This is a genomic window from Pseudomonas sp. H3_D04, from assembly GCF_054669175.1.
In genome coordinates this window covers 4,483,220-4,507,553 of record NZ_CP162801.1, presented here as the reverse complement: position 1 = coordinate 4,507,553, position 24,334 = coordinate 4,483,220, and the positions used below count along the sequence as shown (strand labels likewise).

The 24,334-nt window shown below is 59.4% G+C and carries 22 protein-coding genes and 1 pseudogene; 15 read left to right on the top strand and 8 right to left on the bottom strand.

The window, feature by feature from the left end; genetic code table 11:
• Nucleotides 1-77 precede the first annotated feature (77 nt).
• The 7 genes from AB4N91_RS20940 (at nucleotide 78) to ispD (ending at nucleotide 7,844) form a co-directional block, all read left to right on the top strand.
• Nucleotides 78-1,025: an acetyl-CoA carboxylase carboxyltransferase subunit alpha gene (locus AB4N91_RS20940; protein WP_010462799.1), complete on the top strand. Its 948-nt coding sequence runs from the start codon at nucleotides 78-80 to the stop codon at nucleotides 1,023-1,025.
• 133 nt (nucleotides 1,026-1,158) lie between these two features.
• Nucleotides 1,159-2,487, top strand: coding sequence for a tRNA lysidine(34) synthetase TilS (gene tilS / locus AB4N91_RS20935; RefSeq protein ID WP_154912968.1), 1,329 nt, complete (start codon nucleotides 1,159-1,161; stop codon nucleotides 2,485-2,487).
• Between the two features lie 274 nt (nucleotides 2,488-2,761).
• Entirely contained in the window at nucleotides 2,762-4,393 is a 1,632-nt protein-coding gene (locus tag AB4N91_RS20930; RefSeq protein WP_010462795.1) for a CTP synthase, read from the top strand.
• Nucleotides 4,394-4,398: 5 nt separating this feature from the next.
• Complete coding sequence (gene kdsA, locus AB4N91_RS20925; protein ID WP_010462794.1) at nucleotides 4,399-5,244, top strand: 3-deoxy-8-phosphooctulonate synthase; 846 nt, start codon at nucleotides 4,399-4,401, stop codon at nucleotides 5,242-5,244.
• A gap of 156 nt (nucleotides 5,245-5,400) precedes the next feature.
• The gene (gene eno / locus AB4N91_RS20920; RefSeq protein ID WP_010462792.1) at nucleotides 5,401-6,690 is read left to right on the top strand and encodes a phosphopyruvate hydratase; all 1,290 of its coding nucleotides are present in this window, start codon (nucleotides 5,401-5,403) and stop codon (nucleotides 6,688-6,690) included.
• Between the two features lie 171 nt (nucleotides 6,691-6,861).
• Nucleotides 6,862-7,140 carry a cell division protein FtsB gene (gene ftsB, locus AB4N91_RS20915; RefSeq protein WP_008028992.1) on the top strand — a complete coding sequence of 93 codons (279 nt, stop codon included), beginning with the start codon at nucleotides 6,862-6,864 and terminating at the stop codon, nucleotides 7,138-7,140.
• Complete coding sequence (gene ispD / locus AB4N91_RS20910; protein WP_010462788.1) at nucleotides 7,137-7,844, top strand: 2-C-methyl-D-erythritol 4-phosphate cytidylyltransferase; 708 nt, start codon at nucleotides 7,137-7,139, stop codon at nucleotides 7,842-7,844. Before ftsB ends, ispD begins: the two co-directional genes overlap by 4 nt.
• A gap of 136 nt (nucleotides 7,845-7,980) precedes the next feature.
• Here ispD and AB4N91_RS20905 read toward each other — a convergent pair whose 3' ends face one another.
• Nucleotides 7,981-8,877 (bottom strand): LysR substrate-binding domain-containing protein, encoded by an 897-nt coding sequence (locus AB4N91_RS20905; RefSeq protein ID WP_010462786.1) that lies wholly within the window; start codon nucleotides 8,875-8,877, stop codon nucleotides 7,981-7,983.
• A 107-nt stretch (nucleotides 8,878-8,984) separates the two neighbouring features.
• On the opposite strand from AB4N91_RS20905, the gene AB4N91_RS20900 reads away from it, so the two are divergent.
• The 8 genes and pseudogenes from AB4N91_RS20900 (at nucleotide 8,985) to rpoS (ending at nucleotide 16,120) form a co-directional block, all read left to right on the top strand.
• Nucleotides 8,985-10,097 (top strand): S-(hydroxymethyl)glutathione dehydrogenase/class III alcohol dehydrogenase, encoded by a 1,113-nt coding sequence (locus AB4N91_RS20900; RefSeq protein ID WP_010462785.1) that lies wholly within the window; start codon nucleotides 8,985-8,987, stop codon nucleotides 10,095-10,097.
• Nucleotides 10,098-10,105: 8 nt separating this feature from the next.
• Nucleotides 10,106-10,951 (top strand): S-formylglutathione hydrolase, encoded by an 846-nt coding sequence (gene fghA / locus AB4N91_RS20895; protein ID WP_154503315.1) that lies wholly within the window; start codon nucleotides 10,106-10,108, stop codon nucleotides 10,949-10,951.
• A gap of 43 nt (nucleotides 10,952-10,994) precedes the next feature.
• Nucleotides 10,995-11,468, top strand: a complete 474-nt coding sequence (gene ispF / locus AB4N91_RS20890; RefSeq protein ID WP_010462780.1) for a 2-C-methyl-D-erythritol 2,4-cyclodiphosphate synthase — start codon at nucleotides 10,995-10,997, stop codon at nucleotides 11,466-11,468.
• The gene (gene truD, locus AB4N91_RS20885) at nucleotides 11,465-12,523 is read left to right on the top strand and encodes a tRNA pseudouridine(13) synthase TruD (protein WP_077748334.1); all 1,059 of its coding nucleotides are present in this window, start codon (nucleotides 11,465-11,467) and stop codon (nucleotides 12,521-12,523) included. Before ispF ends, truD begins: the two co-directional genes overlap by 4 nt.
• A complete protein-coding gene (gene surE / locus AB4N91_RS20880; RefSeq protein ID WP_077748335.1) occupies nucleotides 12,511-13,260 on the top strand; it encodes a 5'/3'-nucleotidase SurE in 750 nt (249 codons plus the stop codon). The genes truD and surE overlap by 13 nt, the downstream gene beginning before the upstream one ends.
• 41 nt (nucleotides 13,261-13,301) lie before the next feature.
• Nucleotides 13,302-13,937 carry a protein-L-isoaspartate(D-aspartate) O-methyltransferase gene (locus AB4N91_RS20875; protein ID WP_010462773.1) on the top strand — a complete coding sequence of 212 codons (636 nt, stop codon included), beginning with the start codon at nucleotides 13,302-13,304 and terminating at the stop codon, nucleotides 13,935-13,937.
• Between the two features lie 211 nt (nucleotides 13,938-14,148).
• Nucleotides 14,149-15,006: a peptidoglycan DD-metalloendopeptidase family protein gene (locus AB4N91_RS20870; protein ID WP_083374911.1), complete on the top strand. Its 858-nt coding sequence runs from the start codon at nucleotides 14,149-14,151 to the stop codon at nucleotides 15,004-15,006.
• A 105-nt stretch (nucleotides 15,007-15,111) separates the two neighbouring features.
• A pseudogene (gene rpoS / locus AB4N91_RS20865) lies at nucleotides 15,112-16,120 on the top strand (RNA polymerase sigma factor RpoS).
• Between the two features lie 473 nt (nucleotides 16,121-16,593).
• On the opposite strand, the gene fdxA reads toward rpoS, so the two are convergent.
• From fdxA to AB4N91_RS20830, 7 genes are all read right to left on the bottom strand, one after another.
• A complete protein-coding gene (gene fdxA / locus AB4N91_RS20860) occupies nucleotides 16,594-16,917 on the bottom strand; it encodes a ferredoxin FdxA (protein ID WP_008154011.1) in 324 nt (107 codons plus the stop codon).
• A 142-nt stretch (nucleotides 16,918-17,059) separates the two neighbouring features.
• Nucleotides 17,060-19,627, bottom strand: a complete 2,568-nt coding sequence (gene mutS / locus AB4N91_RS20855; RefSeq protein WP_191650639.1) for a DNA mismatch repair protein MutS — start codon at nucleotides 19,625-19,627, stop codon at nucleotides 17,060-17,062.
• A 25-nt stretch (nucleotides 19,628-19,652) separates the two neighbouring features.
• Entirely contained in the window at nucleotides 19,653-20,888 is a 1,236-nt protein-coding gene (locus tag AB4N91_RS20850) for an Arm DNA-binding domain-containing protein (RefSeq protein WP_460111757.1), read from the bottom strand.
• Between the two features lie 8 nt (nucleotides 20,889-20,896).
• Nucleotides 20,897-21,094: a hypothetical protein gene (locus AB4N91_RS20845; protein WP_056856218.1), complete on the bottom strand. Its 198-nt coding sequence runs from the start codon at nucleotides 21,092-21,094 to the stop codon at nucleotides 20,897-20,899.
• Between the two features lie 166 nt (nucleotides 21,095-21,260).
• Entirely contained in the window at nucleotides 21,261-23,315 is a 2,055-nt protein-coding gene (locus AB4N91_RS20840) for a DNA cytosine methyltransferase (RefSeq protein WP_460111756.1), read from the bottom strand.
• On the bottom strand, nucleotides 23,312-23,857 hold the full coding sequence (locus tag AB4N91_RS20835) for a phosphohydrolase (protein WP_460111755.1): 546 nt from the start codon (nucleotides 23,855-23,857) through the stop codon (nucleotides 23,312-23,314). Before AB4N91_RS20835 ends, AB4N91_RS20840 begins: the two co-directional genes overlap by 4 nt.
• Nucleotides 23,854-24,279 (bottom strand): hypothetical protein, encoded by a 426-nt coding sequence (locus AB4N91_RS20830; RefSeq protein ID WP_460111754.1) that lies wholly within the window; start codon nucleotides 24,277-24,279, stop codon nucleotides 23,854-23,856. Before AB4N91_RS20830 ends, AB4N91_RS20835 begins: the two co-directional genes overlap by 4 nt.
• Between the last annotated feature and the right edge of the window lie 55 nt (nucleotides 24,280-24,334).

Genomic DNA, 24,334 nt, shown 5'->3' with positions numbered 1-24,334 from the left:
CTGTCCCTTAAGGTAGGGCGCGAATAGACAACCGGCCGGCCCAAGCTCTCTTGGACGTCGACCCAAGACGGACGCCTATGAACCCGAATTTTCTAGATTTCGAACAGCCGATCGCCGACCTGCAAGCCAAGATCGAAGAGTTGCGCTTGGTCGGTAACGACAATTCGCTGAATATCGGCGATGAGATCTCCCGCCTGCAGGACAAAAGCAGCACGCTGACCGAAGACATCTTCGGCAAGCTGACCAGCTGGCAGATCGCACGTCTCGCGCGTCACCCGAAACGTCCGTATACCCTGGACTACATCGAACACATCTTCACCGAGTTCGACGAACTGCACGGCGACCGTCACTTCTCCGACGACGCTGCGATCGTGGGCGGCATTGCCCGTCTGGACGATCAGCCGGTGATGATCATCGGCCACCAGAAAGGCCGTGAAGTGCGCGAGAAAGTGCGCCGCAACTTCGGTATGCCGCGTCCTGAAGGCTACCGCAAGGCGTGCCGCCTGATGGAAATGGCCGAACGTTTCAAAATGCCGATCCTGACCTTCATCGACACGCCGGGCGCTTACCCTGGCATCGATGCTGAGGAGCGTAACCAGAGCGAGGCGATTGCCTGGAACCTGCGCGTCATGGCCCGCCTGAAAACCCCAATCATCGCCACCGTGATCGGTGAAGGTGGTTCGGGTGGCGCGCTGGCGATCGGCGTCTGCGATCAACTGAACATGCTGCAGTACTCGACCTACGCGGTGATCTCGCCGGAAGGTTGCGCCTCGATTCTGTGGAAAACCGCCGAGAAAGCGCCGGACGCGGCTGAAGCCATGGGCATCACCGCCGAGCGCCTGAAAGGCCTGGGCATCGTCGACAAAGTGATCGGCGAGCCATTGGGCGGCGCTCACCGCGATCCGGCAGCGGCGGCGGCTTCGATCCGTGCCGAGCTGAGTTCGCAACTGGCGATGCTGAAGAAGTTCGATAACGAGGCGCTGCTGGCCCGTCGTTACGAGCGTCTGATGAGCTACGGTCTCTGATCTGACCGCGCTTCACCCATGTGGGAGCGAGCCTGCTCGCGAAAGCGGTATAACAGCCAACAGATAAGTTGAATGTTAAGCCGCCATCGCGAGCAGGCTCGCTCCCACATTTGATTTGTGCGAAGTGATCGATATGAGTCTGCCAACGCGTGATCTCTCCACCAGGCTTCTGCTGAATCTCGCGCCGTGGCGCAACGCCACAACCTGGCGCGTCGCCTTCTCCGGCGGACTCGACTCCACCGTCCTGCTGCACCTCCTTGCCCACCTCGCAAAAACCCAATCCCTGCCGGCGCTCAGCGCCATTTATGTTCACCACGGCCTTCAGGCTGCGGCTGATGCGTGGCCGCAACATTGTCAGTCGGTCTGTGACGCGCTGGGTGTGCCGCTGCAGGTGGTTCACGTTCAGGTTCAGCCCGGCGCCAGCCTTGAGCGTGCCGCCCGGGATGCGCGCTATGGCGCCTTCGTTGAAGCCACTCAAGCCAATGAGCTGCTACTCACCGCGCAGCACCGGGACGACCAAGCGGAAACCCTGTTGTTTCGGCTGTTGCGCGGGGCAGGGGTGAGGGGCTTGTCGGGCATGCCGCGCGAGCGAGTCCTGGGTCGCGGGCATCTTTTGCGTCCGTTGCTCGATGTCACACGCGCCGAGCTTGAGGCTTATGCGGCCGAGCATCGGTTGAGCTGGATCGAGGACCCTTCGAACCAGGACCGCCAGTTCTCACGCAACTACCTGCGGCATCAAGTGTTCCCGGCATTGACCGAGCGCTGGCCGCAAGCGACGGCAACCATTGCTCGCACTGCCGCGCATCTGAGCGAAGCGCAGGGGTTGCTCGATGAGCTGGCCCACATCGATCTGGCCAGCGCCAATACCGCCAATGAATTCGATTGGCTGGGTTTGCCTTCCCTGGAGTTGGCGCCGCTGGTCAGGCTTTCTGCCGCGCGCCAGCGCAACGCATTGAGTCACTGGCTTGCAGCATTGACGCGGCTGCCGGATAGCGACCATTGGTCGGGTTGGAATGATTTGCGCGATGCCACGGGTGATGCCCGTCCGGTCTGGCGATTGGCGGAGGGCGAATTGCATCGGGCGGGCGGGCGTATCTGGTGGCTGTCGGGTCGCTGGCTGCGCGTCCCCCCCCCAGTCGGCCTTTGGGCTGATCCTTCGACAACGCTGGTTTTACCGGAAAACGGCGAGCTTACGATCACCGGCCAAATCCCCGCCGGCCCGCTGCAAATCCGCTATCGTGAAGGAGGCGAGGTCATGAATCTGCCTGAGCGCGGCCACCGGGATCTCAAGCGTTTGCTCAACGAACGCGGGGTTCCGGGCTTCGTCCGTGGCAGATTGCCGCTGCTTTACCGGGACGCGCAATTGCTGGCGGTGGCCAACCTGCGGGGCCTCGATGGCAACGAGCAGGAGGGCTGGCATTTGCAGTGGGACCCACTGAGCGAAGATCAAGGTTTGAGCTGAAAGGGGCTTTCCGGTAGACTACGCTCCCTTCTTGATACAACTTCTGTGGATTCGCCTGAATTACAGAAGTTGCCGATTACCAAGCAGTCTTTGCTGGGCGATTCCAAAAAATGTGTAGCGAGCAACGTACCGGTGTTTCATCTGCCGGTCTGTCCCAACGCGGCGGTTTTTTTGAAAGGTGCACTGTGATTAATGCAGGTGATCGGGGGCTTCGGCCTTCCTTCGCTTTCCCCGGCGGCTCGGACCGCTTTAACGCAGACTTCTAGGGTTTTTCATGACGCGCTACATATTCGTCACGGGCGGTGTTGTTTCTTCATTGGGGAAAGGCATTGCCTCGGCTTCATTGGCGGCCATCCTGGAGGCGCGGGGACTTAAGGTCACCATGCTGAAGCTGGACCCGTACATCAACGTTGACCCGGGCACCATGAGCCCGTTCCAGCACGGTGAAGTGTTCGTCACCCACGACGGCGCCGAGACCGACCTGGACCTGGGCCACTACGAGCGGTTCATCCGCACGACCATGACCCAGAACAACAACTTCACCACCGGCCGTGTCTACGAACACGTCCTGCGCAAAGAGCGCCGTGGTGATTACCTGGGTGCAACCATCCAGGTAATCCCGCACATCACCGACGAAATCAAGCGCCGCATCATCAAGGGTGCCGGCGATGCCGACGTGGCGATGGTCGAGATCGGTGGCACCGTGGGTGACATCGAGTCGCAACCGTTCCTCGAAGCGATCCGTCAATTGCGTTTCGAAGTCGGCGCCAAGCGCGCGATGCTGATGCACCTGACGCTGGTGCCGTACATCGCCACTGCCGGCGAAACCAAAACCAAACCAACCCAGCACTCGGTCAAGGAACTGCGTTCCATCGGCCTGCAGCCAGACGTGCTGGTGTGCCGTTCCGATCACCCGATCGACATCTCGTCGCGTCGCAAGATCGCGCAGTTCACCAACGTTGAAGAACGTGCGGTGATCGCGCTGGAAGATGCCGACACCATCTACAAGATCCCGGGCATCCTGCACTCCCAGGGCCTGGACGATTTCGTCGTCGAGCGTTTCGGCCTGCAATGCGGCAGCGCGGACCTGTCCGAGTGGGAAGCGGTGGTTGACGCCAAGCTGAACCCGGAGCACGAAGTCACCATCGCGATGGTCGGCAAGTACATGGAACTGCTGGACGCCTACAAGTCGCTGATCGAAGCGATGAGTCACGCCGGCATCAGCAACCGCACCAAGGTCAACCTGCGCTACATCGATTCCGAAGACATCGAAAACCAGGGCACCGCGCTGCTGGAAGGTGTCGACGCGATCCTCGTACCGGGCGGCTTCGGTCTGCGTGGCGTGGAAGGCAAGATCACCGCCGTTCAATACGCTCGCGAAAACAAGGTTCCGTACCTCGGCATCTGCCTGGGCATGCAAGTGGCCGTGATCGAGTTCGCTCGTAACGTGCTGGGCTGGAAAGACGCCAACTCCACCGAGTTCGATCGCGCCAGCGGTCATCCGGTCGTGGGTCTGATCACCGAGTGGGAAGATGCCACCGGCGCCGTCGAAACCCGTACCGAATCGTCCGACCTGGGCGGCACCATGCGCCTCGGCGCTCAGGATTGCCTGCTGGAACCGGGTTCCCTGGTGCACGATTGCTACGCCAAGGACGTGATCGTCGAGCGTCACCGTCATCGCTACGAAGTGAACAACAACCTGCTGCCGCAAATCATGGAAGCCGGCCTGAAAATCTCCGGTCGTTCCGGTGATGGCGCGCTGGTCGAAGTGGTTGAAGCCCCGGATCATCCATGGTTCGTCGCTTGCCAGTTCCACCCTGAGTTCACCTCGACACCACGCGACGGTCACCCGTTGTTCAGCGGTTTCGTTAAAGCAGCTTTGGTTCAACACCAGAAGAAGGCGTAAATCCGATGGCGCAGAAGATCATCCGTGTAGGCGATATCGAGATTGCCAACGACAAGCCAATGGTGCTTTTCGGTGGCATGAACGTGCTGGAAAGCCGCGACATGGCGATGCAGGTCTGCGAAGAATACGTAAAGGTCACCGAGAAACTCGGTATCCCTTACGTGTTCAAGGCCAGCTTCGACAAGGCCAACCGTTCCTCCGTGGCCTCTTACCGTGGCCCCGGCCTGGAAGAGGGCATGCGGATTTTCCAGGACATCAAGCAAGCCTTCGGCGTGCCGATCATCACCGACGTCCACGAGCCTGACCAGGCCGCGGTCGTCGCTGAAGTCTGCGACATCATCCAGCTGCCGGCCTTCCTGTCGCGCCAGACCGACCTGGTGGTCGCAATGGCCAAGACCGGCGCGGTGATCAACATCAAGAAAGCCCAGTTCCTCGCCCCGCATGAGATGAAACACATCCTGAGCAAATGCGTGGAAGCGGGTAACGATCAGTTGATCCTCTGCGAACGCGGTTCGAGCTTTGGCTACAACAACCTGGTCGTCGACATGCTTGGCTTCGGCATCATGAAGCAGTTCGAATACCCGGTGTTCTTCGACGTGACCCACGCGCTGCAAATGCCCGGTGGTCGCTCCGATTCCGCCGGCGGTCGTCGCGCCCAGGTCACTGACCTGGCCAAGGCAGGCATGAGCCAGTCGCTGGCCGGTCTGTTCCTCGAAGCCCACCCGGACCCGGACAACGCCAAGTGCGACGGCCCTTGCGCCTTGCGCCTGGACAAACTGGAGCCATTCCTGGCCCAGCTCAAAGCCCTGGACGAACTGGTGAAGAGTTTTCCGACGGTAGAGACCGCGTAAACCTCATTTCTCCGGTAAAGTACCGCACGATTTGTTGCTCAGGCCCTCGGGCCTGAGCCTTATCGTCCGCAAGTCTGCCCGCTGCACACCACTTGCCGACGGTAAAAGATTTCCTCTAGCTGCGTCGTTTTCGTCAACTTTGGAGTGTTTACAACAATGGCAAAAATCGTCGACATCAAAGGTCGTGAAGTTCTCGACTCCCGTGGCAATCCCACCGTGGAAGCGGACGTGCTTCTCGATAACGGCATCATCGGTAGCGCGTGCGCGCCGTCCGGTGCTTCCACTGGCTCGCGTGAAGCGCTCGAGCTGCGTGATGGCGACAAGAGCCGTTACCTGGGCAAAGGCGTACTCAAAGCCGTTGCCAACATCAACGGTCCGATCCGCGATCTGTTGCTGGGTACAGACCCAAGCGACCAGAAAGCACTGGATCACGCGATGATCAAGCTTGATGGCACCGAAAACAAAGGCTCCCTGGGCGCCAACGCGATCCTCGCCGTTTCCCTGGCCGCCGCCAAGGCCGCCGCACAGGACCAGGACCTGCCGCTGTACGCGCACATCGCCAACCTGAACGGCACCCCGGGTGTCTACTCGATGCCGGTTCCGATGATGAACATCATCAACGGTGGCGAGCACGCCGATAACAACGTCGACATCCAGGAATTCATGGTTCAGCCGGTTGGCGCCAAGTCTTTCTCGGAAGGTCTGCGCATGGGCACCGAGATTTTCCATCACCTCAAAGCTGTTCTGAAGGCCCGTGGCCTGAGCACCGCAGTGGGTGACGAAGGTGGTTTCGCACCGAACCTGGCTTCCAACGAAGACGCGTTGAAAGTGATCTCCGAGGCCGTGGCCAACGCCGGTTACAAGCTGGGCACCGACGTGACCCTGGCACTGGACTGCGCGGCCAGCGAATTCTACGAAGATGGTAAATACAACCTGTCCGGCGAAGGCCAGGTGTTCACCGCCGAAGGTTTCGCTGACTACCTGAAAGGCCTGACCGAGCGTTATCCGATCATCTCGATCGAAGACGGCCTGGACGAGTCCGACTGGGCTGGCTGGAAAATCCTCACCGACAAGATCGGCGAGAAGACCCAACTGGTGGGCGACGACCTGTTCGTGACCAACACCAAGATCCTGAAAGAAGGCATCGATAAAAAGATCGCCAACTCGATCCTGATCAAGTTCAACCAGATCGGCACCCTGACCGAAACCCTGGAAGCCATCCAGATGGCCAAGGCCGCTGGTTACACTGCCGTGATCTCGCACCGCTCCGGCGAAACCGAAGATTCGACCATTGCCGACCTGGCGGTGGGCACTGCGGCTGGCCAGATCAAGACCGGTTCCCTGTGCCGTTCGGACCGCGTGTCCAAGTACAACCAACTGCTGCGTATCGAAGAGCAGTTGAATGGCAAAGCCAAGTACAACGGTCGCAGCGAATTCCGCGGTTAATCGTTAACTGGTAAAAAGACACCGGATTGTGTCGGAAAAATCGCTACAGCGATGGATTTGCCACTAATCTGATGCCTTATAAGCACAAGCCTGGGTCTTCCAGGCTTCGTGCTATCAGAAGCTTCAAAGTTTTGGCATGGCTGTCTTTTTTCACTGGATACCTGATATTCGATGCGCAGTCCCAATTGGTTGTTCCTCGTCTTGCTCTTGTTGCTGGCTGGCCTGCAATACCGCCTGTGGGTGGGAAATGGCAGTCTGGCGCAAGTGGCTGAGCTGACTCAGCAGATCGCAGATCAACACGCTGAGAACGAAGGGTTGCTGGAACGCAATCGGGTCATGGACGCCGAAGTCAGCGAGTTGAAAAAAGGCATGGAGACCGTGGAAGAGCGGGCTCGTCATGAGTTGGGCATGGTCAAGGACGGTGAAACCCTTTACCAGTTGGCTCAATGAATAACTCTTTACCGGCCTTCTGGGCCGTGATTCCTGCCGCGGGCGTCGGTGCCCGTATGGCCGCAGACCGTCCCAAGCAATACTTGCAATTGGGCGGGCGCACTATTCTAGAACACAGCCTTGGCTGTTTCCTTGATCATCCTGCCCTGAAGGGGTTGGTGGTCAGTCTTGCTGTTGATGATCCCTACTGGCCGAACCTGGCGTGTGCTGCCGATCCGCGTATTCAGCGGGTCGAGGGCGGCGACGAGCGTTCCGGGTCAGTGCTCAATGCCTTGCTGCATCTGCACGCTCAAGGTGCTGACGATGAAGACTGGGTGCTGGTTCACGATGCTGCACGGCCGAATCTTTCGCGTGATGATCTTGATAAGTTGCTGGGTGAGTTGGCGGACGATCCAGTGGGCGGGCTGCTGGCAGTTCCTGCCCGCGATACGCTCAAACGGGTCGACAAGCACGGTCGTGTGGTTGAAACCGTGGATCGCAGCGTGATCTGGCAGGCGTACACGCCGCAGATGTTTCGCCTCGGCGCGTTGCATCGGGCATTGGCGGACAGTCTGGTGGCGGATGCCTTGGTGACTGATGAAGCGTCGGCCATGGAGTGGGCTGGATTGGCGCCGCGTCTGATTGAAGGGCGGTCCGATAATCTCAAGGTTACTCGCCCTGAAGATCTTGAATGGCTTCGCCAGCGTTGGGCTAATCGCCGCTGAGTCGCTCATTGGCTGTTCAACCGCCATCGCGAGCAGGCTCACCCCTGCATTGGAATGAATTTCCCTGTAGCGCTGAGCCTGCTCGCGATGGCGTTCTATCAATCAGCAAAACTGTCACTGAAAGTGGCAATCCGAGCTAAGTTCGATACTCCGGCCGCTCAGCCAACCCTTGCTTCAAATAATCCACCAACTTGCGTACCTTCGGCGACAGATGCCGCTGCTGTGGATACAGCGCCCAAACCGCCGTGTTCGGTGGCTGGTGCGCCTCCAGCAATGAAATCAATTCGCCGTTTTTCAGGTGCTCCAGCACGTAATAGTCTGGCAGCTGACACAACCCGACACCCTGTAGTGCCGCATCCAGAACCGCTTGCCCACTGTTGCAGCGCCAGTTTCCCTGCACCCGTTGTGAAAATTCCCGCCCGTTCTGCTCCAGTTGCCACATGTCCGAACTGCCGATCAGGCAATTGTGGCGGCTGAGTTCCGACAAACTGTGTGGGCGACCATACCGTTCCACGTAGGACGGCGACGCGCACAAATACATCCGCCGTGGTGCCAGGCGCGTGGCGACCAGTCGCGAATCCTGGAGACGCCCGAGGCGGATTGCCAGGTCCAGCCCTTCGTGCACCAGGTCGAGAGGACGGTTGCTCAATTCAATGTCGACGCGCAGTTGTGGATAAAGGCCCATGAAACGGGTTACCAATGGCACGATGAAGCGTTCGCCATACGCCACGGCGCAGGTCATGCGCAGCATGCCCTTAGGCTCGCTGGTCAGGTCGCCGACCGCGCGCAAGGCTTCTTCGCGACCGTCCTGCAAGCGCTGGCAATGTTGCAAAAAGGTTTGCCCGGCTTCGGTCAGCGTCACCCGGCGAGTGCTGCGGTAAAGCAGTCGCGTCTGAAGGCGCTCTTCGAGGCGTGCGATTTGTCGACTGATGTGAGAGGAAGAAACTCCAAGGCGTTCCGCCGCCGCCGTGAATTGGCTGCACTCGGCCACGGCGACGAACTCGTCGATTCCTTCCCAGCGGTTTTCAGACATCCAGGATTATCCCTGTGTGGCAATAATGTTTTGCTTTTGCCCGGATTATTCCTCGTAACGCGCTGTATTACACTCGCTGTCTCGTTTTTATTCACTGGAGAATCCACATGATCAAGTCGCGCGCTGCCGTTGCCTTCGAGGCCAAGAAACCCCTCGAGATCGTCGAAGTCGATGTCGCCATGCCCAAGGCCGGTGAAGTTCTGTTGCGAGTGGTGGCCTCCGGTGTCTGCCATACCGATGCCTACACTCTGTCGGGGGCTGACCCGGAAGGCATCTTCCCGTCGATCCTCGGTCACGAAGGTGGCGCGGTGGTTGAGGCGATCGGTGAGGGCGTGACCTCCGTCGCGGTCGGCGACCATGTGATCCCGCTGTACACCCCGGAATGCCGTCAGTGCAAATTCTGTCTGTCGGGAAAAACCAACCTGTGTCAGGCGATTCGCGCGACTCAAGGCAAGGGCCTGATGCCGGATGGCACTTCGCGCTTTTCCTACAAGGGCCAGCCAATTTTCCACTACATGGGGACCTCGACATTCTCCGAATACACCGTGCTGCCGGAAATCTCCGTCGCCAAAATCCCAAAAGAAGCACCACTGGAAAAAGTCTGCCTGCTGGGCTGCGGTGTCACCACCGGTATCGGTGCAGTCCTCAATACCGCCAAGGTAAAACCAGGTGATACCGTCGCCATTTTCGGTCTGGGCGGCATCGGTTTGTCAGCCATCATCGGTGCGGTCAAGGCCAAGGCTGGTCGCATCATCGCCATCGACATCAACCCGGCGAAGTTCGAGATCGCCAAGCAGCTCGGTGCAACCGACTGCGTGAACCCGAAAGATTTCGACCGTCCGATCCAGGAAGTCATCGTCGACATGACTGACGGCGGCGTCGACTTTTCCTTCGAGTGCATCGGAAATGTGCAATTGATGCGGGCGGCCCTTGAGTGCTGCCACAAGGGTTGGGGTGAGTCGGTGATTATCGGTGTGGCCGGTGCCGGCCAGGAAATCTCAACCCGTCCATTCCAGCTGGTGACCGGTCGTGTCTGGCGCGGTTCGGCATTCGGCGGCGTGCGCGGTCGTACCGAATTGCCAAGCTACGTCGAGATGGCCGAAACCGGCGAAATCCCGCTGGATACGTTTATCACCCACACCATGGGCCTGGAAGACATCAACAAGGCTTTCGACCTGATGCACGAAGGCAAAAGCATCCGTAGCGTCATCCATTTCTGAGGTCGGTCATGAGCCTGGAAAATATCTCCTGCCAGAAAAGCTTCGGCGGCTGGCACAAACGCTACAAGCACCGCTCCGATGTCCTCGGCTGCGACATGGTGTTCGCCGTGTACCTGCCGCCGCAGGCGGAGCAGGGCGGCAAGTTGCCGGTGCTGTATTGGTTGTCCGGCCTGACCTGTACCGACGAAAACTTCATGCACAAGGCCGGCGCGATGCGCATGGCCGCCGAGCTTGGGTTGATCATCGTTGCGCCGGACACCAGCCCTCGCGGACCCGATGTTCCAGGTGATCCGGACGGCGCCTGGGACTTCGGTCTCGGTGCCGGATTTTATCTGAATGCCACGCAGGAACCCTGGTCCCGGCACTATCGGATGCATGACTATGTCGTGCAAGAATTGCCGGCATTGGTCGAAGCCCATTTCCCGGCGTCGGACAAGCGCGGCATCAGCGGTCACTCCATGGGTGGCCACGGGGCGCTGGTCTGCGCCTTGCGCAATCCGGGGCGTTACCAATCGGTGTCGGCGTTCTCGCCGATCAACAATCCGATGGATTGCCCGTGGGGGCAGAAAGCGTTTTCCCGCTACCTGGGCGAAGACCGCTCGAAGTGGCGCGAATGGGATGCCTGCGCACTGATCGCCGAGGCCGACGAAAAGTTGCCGTTGCTGGTCGATCAAGGTGATCGTGATGATTTCCTGGCGACTCAACTCAAGCCTGAAGCCTTGCAACAGACGGCCAAACTGGCCGGTCATCCGCTGACGTTGCGCCTGCAACCGGGCTACGACCACAGCTATTTCTTCATCGCCAGCTTCATTGACGACCACTTGCAGCATCACGCACGCGCTCTAGGCGCCTAATGCAGGTAGAATCACGCCCTGACAAAAATCGGGGCGTTTTTTTATGCGTATTGGCCACGGCTATGATGTGCACCGTTTCGCTGAAGGCGATTTCATTACTCTGGGCGGTGTGCGCATTGCACACGGCTTCGGGCTGCTCGCTCACTCCGACGGTGACGTCCTGCTGCACGCCTTGAGCGATGCCTTGCTCGGCGCCGCTGCGCTGGGTGATATCGGCAAGCACTTCCCGGACACCGACCCGACGTTCAAGGGCGCCGACAGCCGCGTGCTGTTGCGTCACGTCGTCGCACTGATCCACGCCAAAGGCTGGAAAGTCGGCAACGTCGATAACACCATCGTCGCCCAGGCGCCGAAAATGGCCCCGCATATCGAATCGATGCGCGCGCTGATTGCCGCGGATCTTCAAGTTGAGTTGGATCAAGTGAACGTGAAAGCTACCACCACCGAAAAGCTTGGCTTTGTCGGTCGCGAAGAAGGCATTGCCGTGCATTCCGTTGCCTTGTTGCTGCGCGCATGAACGAAGCGCAATTGCTCGGCCCGCGAGCCTATGGCGACGCCCTCGGTACGGCGGTTCTGAAAGCCACCGCAGAAGATTTTCAGGTCGATGAAGTACTCGATATCCCCCTCAGTGGCGATGGCGAACACTTGTGGATCTGGGTGGAAAAGCGCGGTCTCAATACCGAAGAAGCGGCACGGCGCATTGCCAAGGCGGCGGGTGTGCCATTGCGCACCGTCAGCTATGCAGGCCTCAAAGATCGTCAGGCGCTGACTCGCCAGTGGTTCAGCGTGCAGCTGCCGGGCAAGGCGGACCCTGATTTGTCGGCGGCCGAAAACGACACGCTGAAAATCCTCAAGACCGGTCGGCACAAGCGCAAGCTGCAACGCGGTGCCCATTCGGCGAATGGCTTCACCTTGCGCCTGACGCAATTCGCTGGCGACAAAGCCGCGATTGAAGAGCGGCTGCAGCTGATCGCCAAGCAAGGTATTCCCAATTATTTCGGTGCCCAGCGTTTCGGCTTTGATGGCGGTAACGTGGTCGATGCCCGTGCCTGGGCCGCGCGCAAGGCGTTGCCGGAGCAGCGCAATGTCCGTTCGCGTCTGCTCTCCACTGCCCGCAGCTTCCTGTTCAACCAGGTATTGGCGGCGCGTGTGGCCGATGGCACCTGGCAGCAAGCGCAGGTTGGCGATCTGCTGGCCTTCACCGACAGCCGCAGTTTTTTTCCGGCAGGTGAAGCCGAGTGCAGCGACCCGCGCCTGGCAATTCTCGACCTGCACCCGACCGGTCCCCAGTGGGGCGAAGGTGACTCGCCGGCGACCGGCGCTGTCCATGTACTGGAGCAGGCAATCGCCGCTCGCGAAGCGGATCTGCGCGATTGGTTGATTAACGCCGGAATGAACCACGAACGTCGCATCCTGCGGCTGCCCATTGGTGGGTTGACGTGGCATTATCCGGAGCCTGACATTCTGCAACTGGAATTCGTCCTCCCGGCCGGATGCTTTGCCACCGTATTGGTGCGCGAGCTTGTTGATCTGGTGCCGGTGGGGCAGACGGACAGCCCATGCGTATTCTGATTTCTAACGACGATGGGGTAGCCGCACCCGGTCTCGCCGCGCTTTATGCTGCGCTGGCGGATTACACCGAGTGCGTGGTTATCGCCCCGGACCAGGACAAAAGCGGCGCCAGCAGTTCGCTGACGCTTGACCGTCCGTTGCACCCGCAAACCCTGGCCAACGGCTTTATCAGCCTGAACGGCACACCCACCGATTGCGTGCACCTGGGCCTTAACGGCTTGCTGGAGCGCGAACCGGACATGGTGGTTTCCGGCATCAACCTGGGCGCCAACCTGGGCGACGACGTGCTGTATTCCGGCACCGTTGCGGCGGCACTCGAGGGGCGTTTCCTTGAGCGTCCTTCGTTCGCCTTTTCGTTGGTCTCACGGCAAGTGGAGAACCTTCCCACGGCCGCTTACTTTGCGCGCAAACTGGTCGAGGCCCACGCTGACCTCGACTTGCCACCGCGTACGGTACTGAGCGTGAATATTCCCAATTTGCCGCTGGACCACATTCGCGGTATTCAGCTGACCCGTCTCGGGCACCGCGCACGTGCTGCGGCACCGATGAAAGTGGTCGACCCGCGCGGCAAGTCCGGTTACTGGATCGCCGCCGCCGGGGACGCCGAGGATGGTGGCCCGGGCACCGACTTTCATGCGGTGATGCAGGGCTTTGTCTCGATTACTCCGCTGCAACTGGATCGCACCTTCAATGATGCCTTCAGAAGTCTCGATGGCTGGTTGGAGGGGTTGCGCTAATGGCTCGTGAACAAGACGATATTCTGCGTCGCGGCATCGGGATGACCTCGCAACGAACCCGCGAGCGCCTGATTCAGCGTCTGTATGAGGAAGGGGTTTCCAACGCCAAGGTGCTGGAAGTCATCCGTCGTACACCGCGTCACCTGTTCGTCGACGAAGCGCTGGCTCATCGCGCCTACGAAGACACGGCCCTGCCGATCGGACACAACCAGACCATCTCCCAGCCTTATATGGTGGCGCGCATGAGCGAGCTGCTGCTGGAGGCCGGTCCCTTGGACAAGGTGATGGAAATCGGTACCGGCTCGGGTTACCAGACGGCGGTGCTGTCGCAGCTGGTTGAACGGGTGTTCTCCGTGGAGCGCATCAAGGTGTTGCAGGACCGGGCCAAGGAACGCCTGGTGGAGCTGAACCTGCGCAACGTGGTGTTCCGCTGGGGCGATGGCTGGGAAGGCTGGCCGGCACTGGCGCCATACAACGGCATTATCGTGACCGCAGTGGCGACCGATGTACCCCAGGCGTTGCTGGATCAATTGGCGCCTGGCGGGCGGCTGGTGATTCCTGTCGGCTCCGGTGAGGTGCAGCAACTGATGCTGATCATCCGCGAAGAACAAGGCTTTTCACGTCGTGTTCTGGGGTCGGTTCGCTTCGTGCCACTGCTCAACGGGCCGCTGGCCTGAGCATTTGTTCAAGTACGCTGAATTCTCTTCGATTGCCCGGGTCTTACAGCGGCATAGATGGGTTAAACAGGATTCATCGGCAGGCAGCAAACGTGTGCGCGAAGCGATTTCGCTTCATTAAAGGTAAAGCCTGTTCGGCCCGTTATACTTGCGACATTTCGTGCCGAAACACGGCAATCCACTATTTCAGCCACCAAAAAGGGAGCGGCGGGTGAGTCTCACAGTCATTGCGCAGCGTATGGGTACAAAGAGCTTTCAGCGCCTGGTGACTGGCCTCGTCTTGAGCACCTTGCTGGTCGGTTGCTCCAGTTCCAAAACGAGTGACGTGCGTGTCGTCGATCGCAACAAGTCCGTCGCCCAGCGTCCGGCGGTGACCACGGGTCAATACGTCGTTCGACCAAAAGATACGTTGTTCTCGATCGCTTTTCGCTACGGCTGGGACTACAAAGCCCTCGCCGCACGGAACAATATTCCTACGCCGTACACGATCCATCCGGGTCAGACAATTCGCTTTGACGGTCGCACCGGATCAACGTCGGCGCCGGTAGCCAGTGCTACCGATTCAACGCCTTCGTCGTCGCTGAAAACCACGGTAATCCGGCGCCAGCCAAATGGCGCAACCACCAGCACAGCGGTGGTTGCACCGTCCGTCGCCAGCAAACCGACCCCCGCTCCGATGCCTCCTGCCGGCCCAGCCCCGACCGGCTGGGGATGGCCATCTAATGGCATTCTGATTGGAAAGTTCTCCTCAAACGGTAGTTTGAATAAAGGAATTGATATCGCCGGGGATTTGGGACAGCCTGTTTTAGCTGCGTCTGATGGGACGGTGGTATACGCCGGGAGTGGCTTAAGGGGCTACGGCGAATTAGTCATCATCAAACACAGCGACACCTACGTCAGTGCCTACGGACATAACCGCAGGCTGTTGGTTCGGGAGGGGCAGCAGGTCAAGGTCGGACAGACAATTGCCGAAATGGGGTCAACGGGTACAGACCGGGTGAAACTGCATTTTGAGATTCGCCGACAAGGTAAACCTGTAGATCCACTGCAGTTCCTGCCACGTCGTTGATTTGTTACCAGCCTGTTCCGTCACGTAGAGGGGACAGGCTCCAGCGTTGCCAAGGATAAAGGCGCCGCTTGAGCTTGGGGTCGAACTCACCAAAGGACTATAACAATGGCTCTCAGTAAAGAAGTGCCGGAGTTTGACATCGACGATGAGGTTCTCCTTATGGAGACCGGCATCGCTACGGATTCGATGTCGAATGATGAAGGGGCTGCTCCACCTTCCGTTCGTGCCAAATCCAAACACTCCGCTTCGCTAAAGCAACACAAGTACATCGACTACACGCGGGCACTTGATGCCACGCAACTGTACCTCAACGAAATCGGCTTTTCCCCGCTGCTCTCCCCGGAAGAAGAAGTTCATTTTGCGCGTCTGTCGCAAAGTGGTGATCCGGCCGGGCGCAAACGCATGATTGAAAGCAACCTGCGGCTGGTGGTGAAAATCGCCCGGCGTTACGTCAATCGTGGGTTGTCGCTGCTGGACCTGATCGAAGAGGGCAACCTCGGACTGATCCGGGCAGTGGAGAAATTCGATCCTGAGCGCGGCTTCCCGCTTTTCAACCTACGCAACCTGGTGGATTCGTCAGACCATCGAGCGCGCAATCATGAATCAGACCCGGACCATCCGGTTGCCGATCCATGTGGTCAAAGAGCTCAACGTGTACCTGCGGGCTGCACGAGAGCTGACCCAAAAACTCGATCACGAACCCTCACCCGAAGAAATCGCCAACCTGCTGGAAAAACCAGTGGCAGAGGTCAAGCGCATGCTCGGCTTGAACGAGCGGGTTTCTTCGGTCGACGTCTCGCTGGGTCCGGATTCGGATAAAACCCTGCTGGACACCCTTACAGATGACCGACCAACCGATCCATGTGAGCTGTTGCAGGATGACGACCTGTCCCAGAGCATCGATCAATGGCTTTCGGAACTGACCGACAAGCAGCGCGAAGTGGTGGTACGCCGCTTCGGCCTGCGCGGTCACGAGAGCAGCACACTTGAAGATGTGGGCCTGGAGATCGGCCTGACCCGGGAACGGGTCAGACAGATTCAGGTGGAAGGCCTGAAACGTCTTCGGGAGATTCTCGAGAAGAACGGCCTGTCGAGCGAGTCGCTGTTTCAGTAAGCAACGCGCTTGAGTAGCATTAAAAAACCTCGACTGGTTCGGGGTTTTTTAATGCCTGGGAGATGGCTGGCAAGCGCCTCAGGATTGTAGTTTTGCGCTGTAAGTCTTTGCTTACTCTTTCGTAAGTGTTCGTTATTTTTACAGTGTGGCAGTCGCTCATCTGTTACGTCTGCTCGAGTTATCTAATTGATTTATATGGTTATTAATAAAGATTAAAAGCATATGACAGAGCGTTGTGCCGATTGGGAGCGATTGCGCTTGGTGGGGAACTCTCTAGTATCTGAACTGTGTCAACGGACAGACACACCCTTCAAGGATGAGGGGAATGGACATCGCAGGGAAGCGATTCATCAGGACGATGAAAAGGAACACAGGGAATAGGGAAAAAATGTGGGCGGGTCAAACCGCCCCTTTTTTTTCCTGCAGAAAAGCAAAAAGGCCCGCTAGGGGCCTTTTCGAGAACGCGGGGGAAATCAGCGTTCGAGGTCTTTGATCTTGCCTTTGACGCCATCCCACTCTTCAGCGTCGGGCAGCGATTCTTTCTTCTCGGTGATGTTGGGCCAGATTTCGGCCAACTCAACGTTCAGCTGAATGAACTGCTGCATGTCTTCCGGGACTTCATCTTCAGAGAAGATGGCCACGGCAGGGCATTCTGGTTCGCACAATGCGCAGTCGATGCACTCATCCGGGTGAATCACCAGGAAGTTCGGGCCTTCGTAAAAGCAGTCCACCGGACAGACTTCTACGCAGTCGGTGTACTTGCACTTGATGCAGTTGTCGGTGACGACGAAGGTCATTTCTAATTTTCTCCTCAGGCGGCGGCAGCGGAGCCCCTTCTTGTTGGGGTCGCCAGGTTTGGGAGCGATAGTCTGCAGGCCAGGCTATTAGCCTGCAGCATCCCAAACCGCGCGAGATTCTAACAGCTTGCAGGCAAGTGCGTTAGATCCGTGTCTTTAGTGTATAGAGCATTTCTAACGCGCGACGCGGTGTCATGTCATCCAGATCCAGTTTGGCCAGTTCATCCAGCACCGGATGCGGCAGGCTGGCGAACATATCGCTCTGCTGCGGCGCGGCCGGTTTGCCTCTGGTTGGTTTCGGAACTTCATGGGGCAGGGCAGTCGCTTCCAGTCGGCCCAGGTGCTCGCGAGCACGCACGATCACTTCACTCGGCACACCGGCCAACTGCGCAACCGCCAGGCCGTAGCTCTGGCTGGCAGGCCCGGGCAGCACGTGGTGCAGGAACACGATGCGCTCGTTGTGCTCGGTGGCATTAAGGTGAACGTTGGCCACCAGCGGCTGGGCTTCCGGTAACACCGTCAGCTCAAAGTAGTGGGTGGCAAACAGCGTGTAAGCCCGCAGATGCGCCAGACGTTCGGCGGCAGCCCAGGCCAGGGACAGGCCATCGAAGGTGCTGGTGCCGCGACCGACTTCGTCCATCAGTACCAGGCTACGTTCGGTGGCGTTGTGCAGAATGTTCGCGGTTTCGCTCATTTCGACCATGAAAGTCGATCGCCCGCCCGCCAGGTCATCGCTGGAACCGATCCGGGTGAAGATCCGGTCCACCAGAGACAATTCGCAACTGGCTGCCGGCACGAAACTGCCAATGTGCGCCAGCAGCACGATCAACGCGGTCTGGCGCATGTAGGTGGATTTACCCCCCATGTTCGGACCGGTGATCACCAGCATGCGCGTGTTGTCGTCGAGGCTCAGGTCGTTGGCCACGAACGGCGTGGTCAGCACTTGCTCGACCACCGGGTGGCGACCCTGGGAGATGCGCATGCACGGCTCGTCAACGAAGCGCGGGCAGTTCAGGTCGAGGTTCAGCGCACGCTCGGCAAGGTTGCTCAGCACGTCCAGCTCGGCCAGTGCCGCGGCGGTGTCTTGCAACGGCGGCAATTGGGCGATCAGGTCTTCGAGCAGCGCTTCGTACAGCATCTTCTCGCGGGCCAGGGCGCGGCTCTTGGCTGACAACGCCTTGTCCTCGAACGCTTTCAGTTCCGGCGTGATGAATCGCTCGGCACCTTTGAGCGTCTGGCGGCGGATGTAGTCGGCCGGTGCCGATTCAGCCTGCTTGCTCGGCAACTCGATGAAGTAACCGTGAATGCGGTTGTAGCCGACCTTCAGGTGTGACAGGCCGGTGCGAGCCTTCTCCCGTGCTTCCAGGTCGATCAGGAACTGCCCGGCGTTTTCGCTGAGCGATTGCAAGTCGTCCAACTCGGCGTCGTAACCGGTTTTCAACACGCCGCCGTCACGGATCACCGCCGGCGGGTTGTCGATGATGGCTTTTTCCAACAGCGCCGCAAGTTCCGGGTAGGTGCTGGTGGTCTTCGCCAGTTGAATGATGTGCGGCGCTTCCAGTTCAGTCATCGCCACTTGCAATTCTGGCAATGCACCGAGCGCATCGCGCAGGCGAGCCAAGTCGCGAGGACGGGCATTGCGCAGGCCGATCCGCGCCAGAATCCGCTCGATGTCACCGATTTCCTTGAGCTGCGGTTGCAGTTTTTCGAAACGGTAACCGTCGAGCAGGCAGGTGATCGAGGTCTGTCGCGCCAGCAATACGGTCAGATCCCGCAGCGGACGGTTCAGCCAACGGGTCAGCAGGCGGCTGCCCATGGCGGTCTGGCAGCGGTCTACCACCGACTGCAACGTGTTGTCGCGGCCTCCGGCCAGGTTGGTGTCCAGTTCCAGGTTGCGACGGCTCGCGCCGTCCAGCACCACGGTGTCATCCAGGCGTTCATGGCGCAGGCTGCGCAAATGGGGCAGGGCGGTGCGCTGGGTTTCCTTGGCGTAGCTGAGCAGGCAACCGGCGGCGCCGATGGCCAGGGTCAGGTTCTCGCAACCGAACCCTTTCAGGTCCTGGGTGGAGAATTGCTGGCAAAGGCTTTTCAGTGCCGAGTCGCGTTCGAAATCCCACGGCGCACGGCGACGAACCCCGCGACGTTTTTCCGCCGGCAGGTCCTTTGGCCAGTCATCGGGAATCATCAGCTCCACCGGATTGACCCGCTCCAGCTCCGCCAGCAGGTTTTCCCAGCCCTTTATTTCCAGCACGGTGAAGTTGCCGCTGGTGATGTCCAGCACCGCCAGACCGAACAGACGTTCGTCACCCAACACCGCCGCGATCAGGTTGTCCCGACGCTCATCCAGCAGCGCTTCATCACTGACCGTGCCCGGCGTGATGATCCGCACCACCTGACGATCCACCGGCCCCTTGCTGGTGGCCGGATCGCCGACCTGTTCGCAGATCACCACCGATTCGCCGAGCTTCACCAGTTTCGCCAGGTAGCCTTCGGCGGCGTGGTAAGGAATCCCACACATCGGAATCGCCTGACCGGCCGACTGCCCACGGGCCGTCAGGGTGATGTCCAGCAACTTGGCGGCCTTCTTCGCGTCTTCATAGAAGATCTCGTAGAAGTCGCCCATGCGGTAGAACATCAGCTGGTCGGGGTGCTGGTTCTTCAGGCGCCAGTATTGCTGCATCATCGGCGTGTGGCTGGATAAATCTGAAATTGCTTTATTCATCAGTGGCTTAGCGTTATTCGTTCAAAAGTGTGGGGCAAAAATGGGGCTTTTTGGTTTGCTTTTGAATGCCTGACCAGATGTGTAGAAGCTCGGTCGGCGACTCGTCGTCCATCCACTTGGCGTACACCTCGACAAGCATGGTGAAATCCTTGTGGCCCATTTGCTTTGCAATGAACGCAAGGTTACCACGGGCTGTTAGGCACCAGCAGGCGTAGGTGTGTCGAGTCTGGTATGGCCGGCGCGGGCGAATCCCCGATCGCTTTTGGATGGCTGCCCACTTTGTGTTCCAGGACGTGGGGATAAACCATTGGTTGATGATCTTCTTCCTGGCTTGCGTTGTTGGGGACAGCAGCGGAGTGACTGTTTCAACGCGGCTTTCGTGGCGGTTCATGTATACCTGGATCTCACGGGGCGCGTGGTCGGCCACCAATCCCATTAGAATCTTGCAGGCCTCAACAGCCGGCGGCATAAGCAGCACTGCCCGAGGCTTTCCGGTCTTGGGGACTTTGAATGTACCGTCGGCTGTGATGGCTCGGGTGATGTTGATCTGTCCCGCGACCAGGTCTACGTCTTCGACGGCCAGTGCGCACATCTCACCTGGGCGAAGGCCGGTGTAAACCGCGAGAGTAATCGCCGCTGAGTCCTGTGGGTGGAGGCATCCTTTGCTGAGCAGCTGTTCGAACTCTCCCTTCGTCAATGGGTCCGGTTCGCGCCCGATCATGGCGAATCGGATGCAAGCGGCAGACAGACCCTTGCGGCAGTAGCTGTTGTTTTCGCACCAGGCCAGGAAGCCGGCGAACGTGGCTAGGTAATGGTTCGCTGTCGAAGGCGCACGGGTGGAGATCAGTTGTGTCCTGAGCAGCTGTATATCTTCTGGCAAAAGGATGCCGGCTAATCGGTCGGGCCCCAGTAGTTCAGTGCAGATATCCAGAGCGTAGCCATATTTTTCTTCAGTCATCGGGGTGATGTCGACGGCCTTCAGTGGTTTGTAGCGTGCCATCAGCGCGGCAAGGCGTTCGTCCTTTACGTTGCTGTAGTTGGTCGAGTTCTTCGAGTTGGGAAAGTGCCGGGTGTAATCGAAGTGCCCTGTTTTGATCTCATGAATGATTGCCGCCCTGAGTAGGGCGGCATGTTTGATGTTGGCTTTGGTAACCGGAAGGCCGAGGGATTCGCGGCAGCGAACTCGCCGCCACATGAACACGACGCGAATGTTGCCGCCGTGTAACTCGATCCCTTTGTGTTTGGCCAATTCGGCTTCTAGGCCGCTTCCTGCGGTGCGCTCTCGGCCCACTTGTCGTACTCCGTCATGTTGATTGCGATGCGGCCGTCTGGCGTTTTGCGCCAGATGCGGCCCTGTGCCCAAGTGCCGTTCTTCACTTTGTGGCGGATGGCGTCTTCGCTGTAGCCGGTAAGTTCGGAAGCGCGGTTGATCATTACCCAGCGTGGAAGGCTCATTGCTTTTGCTCCCGTGCACGGCGCGCGATGCCTTCGGCCTGGCGCTGCTTGCTGCATTGTTCGTGGTTGCCGTGTGCTCTCGACCTAACGCATTTGTCGCAGATGGTTTGCAGGTCGAGGGGCGGCATTTGCCCTTGGCGGATTCGGACCGTTCGGCGAAGGGCTGTCATGCGGCCTCCTTAAGTACTTGTGCTTGTCGCCATGGATCATTAGCCCGAGCAAGCGCGGCCATCGGCGGTGGGCTGACGCTGTTGCCGCACATGTGGACTTGCTGAGTCTTCGTAAATGGTTTGCCGTCGGCACCGTGGCTGATGATGTAGTCGGCGGGAAACCCCTGGGCCTTGTACAGCTCGGCCGGTTGAAGCATCCGCAGGCAGATGTCGACGATCACGTACGGCGTGCCCTTGATGGTGACGGTGACCAGTCCCAGTCGGTCCTTGGTGGTGATGGTCGGTGCTGGCTCGCCGGCGCCGCTCACGTTCTCCGTGCCGTAATAGCTGATCAGGAATGCTGCGACGCGCAGTGCACCGGCTTCAATCTCCGGCGAAAGCTGGAACTCAACCAACGAGCTCTTTCCTCCACCGCCTGCCGTGATGGTTGGTGCTGGCTCATCCACCGCCTGGCCAACGCTGGCGCCGAACTGGCGCTCCATGAATGCGGTGACCAGTCCGTGGTGGGTGCCGCCGGCGCTGATGGTGTGCAGCGGATCGGCAGTGTCCCGGGCATCGCAGTTGCCGCGCAGGTGCACCAGGTTCGCGGTCACCAGCTGCTGCTGGCTGCCGGTATTGGTCACCGTAGTCATCGGATCTTCAATGCTCTTGGCGGCGGTGGTGTTGAAGCCGCCATTCATCTGGGCCATGAACACCGTCGAGATACCCATTGCATGAGCGGCGCCGGCCGGGCGCTGGTAGTTGCCACCGCTGGTGATGGTAGGCAGCGGCTCGTTGAGCGCCTTGCCTTCATCAGCAAACCGAAACTTAACCAAGTGCGCCGCGGCCAAAGCGTGTTTTACCCCGCCGGCGACTACCGTGCCCAGTGGCTGATCCAGCCCAGGCACTCGCGGCTCTTGGCCGGCGCGCTCCCCGTATCCGGTTTGAATCAGGGTCGGGCTGATCAATGTCAGCTCGCCGCGGTTGGCGCAGGTTACTGTCGGCAGCGGTGCGTGCGCGTCGTTAATCCGGTCGCTACCCTGGTGCGTAGCCGGGGCGATGATCGGACTGGCCATGGCGAACGATCCGCCGCGCGGCCAAGAGGTGACAGTGCGCAGCGGGTCGTGCGCTGACTGAACACTTTCACCGGACCAGTTCGCGATCGGCACAATAAATGGGTCAGCGGCATCGATGACGAACTTCTTCATGCCCTTGGCGATTCGGCGCAGCGTGGCGTCGGCAAGTGGTTTCGGCCGTCCGAAAATGCTTTTGCTCGGGATGGTCCAATCGATGCACTCAGCAGCGGTGCGCCACTTCTGCTGACCCTTTACCGGGTGCTTGGCGTGTGTCGGCGCGGGCCAGACAATCGGCTCGCCGTCGCAGCGGGCAATCATGAAGAGGCGTTCGCGGCTGGTCGGTGCGCCGAAGTCGCAGGCCTTAAGGACGCGCCACTCGACGACATAGCCCAGGTGCTGCAGCTCGGCGACGAAGGTTGCCCAGGTCTGTCCGCGCCGTTTCGGGTCAGGCACCAAGAACTGCTGGTGGACCGGGACGACTTCGCCCTGCTCGGCAATGGCACCGCTCAGCTTGATTACTCGGCCTGTCGACTTGCAGCGCTTGGCGATCAGCGGACCCCATTGGAGGATTTGTTTCACGTTCTCCAGGCTGATGACGCGGGGCTTTTTCTTGCCTGCCCACTTCAAGCCGATCCACGACAGGTTTCTGATCTCACGCTTGCGCGGCTGGCCACCGGCGGCCTGGCTGTGGTGTGTGCAGTCCGGTGACATGTGAAACCAGCCAACGGCCTTGCCACCGCACTCGGTGTCTGGATCACCGTCGAACACGTCGGTGGTGTAGTGCACGGCGCCCGGGTGATTGACGGTATGCATGCTGATTGCCTGAGGGCTATGGTTTTTCGCGACATTCACCGCGCGACCCAGCCCCATCTCCAGTCCGGTACCGGCGCCACCACCACCGCAGAAGAAGTCGACAACAATCTCTTCATCCTGAGCGTTGAAGCCCAGCCCATATTGGGTTTTGAAGTCGAAGGGGTGCTTTTTAAATGCGGTCATGCACTCATCCTCCGGCGGTGGTCACCTTGCATCAGCTCCATCAGGCGGCTGAAGAATTTCATGCTCGCCTCTTGGGTGGACATCGGTGTGATGCGTTCGGGCATTGCCGGGATGCCCTTCAGGCATTGCCATTCACTGAAGTGTTGCGGCATCAAGTCGCGGCGTTCGGTAGCAAGGGCCACAATGTCGGCTCGGATAACGCTTTCTGGCAGGACTTGGGGGATGTTGAAGCGTTCGCAGATGGCGATCCAGACCCGTTGCTCGGCCTCGCGGTACGCGGGCATTAGCGCTTTGAGCGGGCTCGTCATGTCGCCGAGGTATGCTTCGGCGGCGTCGTGAATCAGCGCCGCGAGCTGGTCCTTCTTCGGTACCAGGTCACACACGATCAGGCTGTGCTGCGCAACGCTGTAGTGTTCGCGTGTGTGGCCGTTGAATCTGCAAAGGTTGGCCAGTGCGTGGGCTATGTCGTGCGGGTTGATCATGGCTGCGGTGGGGGCGACCAGGTCGAACTGTCGGCCGCTGTGGGTCAGAATCCAAGTCATGCTGCACCTCGCCCGAGACTCAGTTCCTTGCGGTTGAAATCGGTCCTCAACTTATCCGCAACCGAAAGCGTCGATAGCGCTCGGTCTGCAAGTTTTTTGATTTGGATCTGCTGGGCATATGCTTTCGCGTTTACTAATTCGGTGCCAGGGAACGCCTTCCATGTTTCTTGGGCGAGACGCAGGCTGTCCGCGGTGTTGAGCAGTACGTGCGCGTCCTCTCGGGTAAGGAAGGTACCGAACGACAAGGTCTGCCGATACAGCGCAAGGTAACGCTGCTTGGCTTCGTATAGATCAGCTTGATACTGCTTGAGATCGTCGCTGCTACGGCGATTGACCCGCTTCATTGCTTTGAAAAAGTAGAAGGATGTCAGCAGCCAGCCGACCAGAAGGCCGAAGAGGATGATGCTGGTTTCATTTTGCATGTGCTGTGTACCTCAGTAGAGCCCGCCGCCGGATCTTTGGTGAGAGGACGGCAGC